This is a genomic window from Alphaproteobacteria bacterium (assembly GCA_024244705.1).
Taxonomy (GTDB): Bacteria; Pseudomonadota; Alphaproteobacteria; order JAAEOK01; family JAAEOK01; genus JAAEOK01.
In genome coordinates this window covers 1-1,850 of the sequence record JAAEOK010000007.1, presented here as the reverse complement: position 1 = coordinate 1,850, position 1,850 = coordinate 1, and the positions used below count along the sequence as shown (strand labels likewise).

Genomic DNA, 1,850 nt, shown 5'->3' with positions numbered 1-1,850 from the left:
GGCGGCGAAGGCGACGACACCCTGACCGGTGATGATGGCGACGACAATCTTGTCGGCGGTGCCGGTGATGACACGCTCGATGGCGGTGCGGACGCCGATGTACTTGAAGGCGGTGCGGGCGACGATACGCTTGAGGGCGGCGGTGGCAATGACACCTATCTCTACAGCCGCGGCGACGGCACGGACACGCTTGAGGACAGCGGCGGAACGGACAAGATCGTCCTTGGCGAGGGCATATCGCGTGAGGACCTGATCCTGCAGCAGCAGGGCGATGATCTTTACATCTATGTCAAGGGGATCGGTGAAGAGCCGACGGACCTTTCGCAGATGGAAGACGTGCTCATTTTGACGGATCACTTTGTGACTGCGGATTCCATCGAGACGGTAGAGTTCAGCGATGGCAGCAGCCTTGATGTGGGCGGCCTTGAGCGGGTCTTTTATGGGCCTGCCGTTGGAAACCAGGCCTATGTGAAGGGACTGTCGCTCGATACCTACAACTGGGTATTTTCGATGGCCACGGCCACGGACATGGACGATTGGGCGGACACGCATACGGCTTCGAGCACGGCGTCGACGACCAGCCTTTCGGGCGATGCCGGTCAATACCAGCTGCGCCACATGTCGGGTCAGATCTACCTGGAGGCCGGTCAGACGTACCATTTCCGTGAAGCGGCTGACGACCAGGCACTGCTGATCATCGACGGACAGCAGGTTCTGGCCGACGGGTCTTCGGGAACGGATACGTCCGATACGTTCAGCGTTGCCACGTCGGGCCTCTACAGCTTTGACTATTATGTGCGCAATCATCAGGGAGCTGGCGACTATACGCTTGAAGTATCGACGGATGGCGGCACGACCTACGGCGAGCTCCTTTCGATGCATGATTCGACGTCCAGCAGTGCCTTGGGCATGACCTATGACGGCTCGTCCGGCAAAGACATCATTGTCGGCGGTGCCGGCGATGACGTGTTGGACGGAAAGGGCGGCGATGACGAGATCGACGGAGGCGAAGGCGACGATACGCTGACCGGTGACGGCGGCGACGACACATTTGTTTTTGCAAATGAGTTCGGGAATGATGTCGTTGTCGATTTCGAAGCGGGCGATATTGTCGAATTCAGGCAGGTAACTGCAATCTCGTCCTATGCAGATGTGCTCGTAAATGCGGCGGATGACGGGACGGACACGACCATCACCGTAGACGCCGGCAACAGCATCGTGCTTGAGAACGTACTTGTTTCAGAATTGTCATCTGACGATTTCCGTTTTGCATAGTCTCCATGCAAAAGCATTCTGGCTCTAGTTCAAAACTTCTAGCGGAGTGCCTCACGGCGCTTCGCTCCTCTTTTGTCGGGATCGGTCTGCTCAGCCTGCCGATCAATCTTCTCATGCTGACCGGCCCGTTGTTCATGCTGCAGGTCTATGACCGGGTGCTCGCCAGCGGGTCCGTGCCGACGCTTGTCGTCCTCGGCGGGCTGGCGGCGGGCCTCTATGTGTTTTACGGCCTTTTGGAAGGCATCCGCTCGCGGGTGCTATTGCGCATCGGTCAGCGACTTGATGCACAATTGTCCGGCACAAGCTTCGAATGCTCCGTGTCGCTGCCGATCCTTATCGGCCGCAAGGCGGAGCGGCTCGACCCGATACGCGACCTGGAGGCGGCTCGGCAGTTTTTGGTAGGGCCTGGACCAGCAGCGATCTTTGATATTCCGTGGATGCCGGTTTATCTCGGCATTATCTATGTGTTTCATCCGATCCTCGGGCTGGTGGCCACGGGCGGCGCGGTGGTTATCTGTGTGCTCATCGGTCTCAACGAGATCGTCTCGCGCAAACCGGCGGCGGAAGCCAACCAG

At 58.7% G+C, this 1,850-nt stretch carries 2 protein-coding genes; both read left to right on the top strand.

What is annotated here, in order from left to right; genetic code table 11:
• The coding region (locus GY791_01250) for a hypothetical protein (GenBank protein MCP4327051.1) at positions 1–1,275 on the top strand (1,275 nt) is incomplete at its 5' end.
• 113 nt (positions 1,276–1,388) lie between these two features.
• The coding region (locus tag GY791_01245) for a type I secretion system permease/ATPase (protein MCP4327050.1) at positions 1,389–1,850 on the top strand (462 nt) is incomplete at its 3' end.